Annotated in this window: 1 protein-coding gene; it reads left to right on the forward strand. The window is 35.1% G+C overall.

Annotated features, from left to right (window positions below; genetic code table 11):
* Positions 1-52: 52 nt before the first annotated feature.
* The gene (locus LC455_RS31070; RefSeq protein WP_223596804.1) at positions 53-574 is read left to right on the forward strand and encodes a helix-turn-helix domain-containing protein; all 522 of its coding nucleotides are present in this window, start codon (positions 53-55) and stop codon (positions 572-574) included.
* Positions 575-652: the final 78 nt, after the last annotated feature.

Here is a 652-nt window from a genome sequence, read left to right on the forward strand (position 1 = left end):
TGAACTGCCCCGTAAATGTTAGACACTAAACTAACATTTACGGGGTGTTTTTATGTCCAAATTTAAAACGGAAGATAAGATACAAATTGTATTAAGGTATTTAAAGGGAATTGAAAGTTTTGAAAAAATTGCGGAAGAAGTAAGAGTTAGTAATTCTATTATAAGGGGATGGGTTAGGCTTTATGAACAACACGGTATGGAAGCATTTATTAAGTCCTATACAAATTATTCTGGGGAGTTTAAACTAAATGTACTCAATTATATGAACGAAACGGGTACATCTTCTTATGACACAGCTGCCATTTTCAATATTTCTTCACCTGGTATGGTCCGAAATTGGAGAAAGGCTTTTGAAACTGGAGGAATTGATGCCCTACAATCAAAGAAAAAGGGGCGTCCATCCATGAAAAAAGTATCAAAGCTAAACAAGGAACAACAACTGCCAGTTGAAGGTTCAATCGAAGCTCTTCGAGCTGAAAATGATCGCTTACGTATGGAGAATGCCTATTTAAAAAAGTTGAACGCTTTAGTTCGAGAACAGGAAAAATTACAAACAAAATCAAAGCGCAAGTAATTTTTGAACTAAAGCATGAATTTGATGTAGTGGAAATAGTTAAAGTCGCAGACATTCCACGTAGTACGTACTATTACT

It is taken from the genome of Neobacillus bataviensis (assembly GCF_019969725.1).

Coding starts and splice junctions, on each gene's coding strand:
- LC455_RS31070 (WP_223596804.1), top strand. CDS start 53: ATGTCCAAATTTAAAACGGAAGATAAGATACAAATTGTATTAAGGTAT.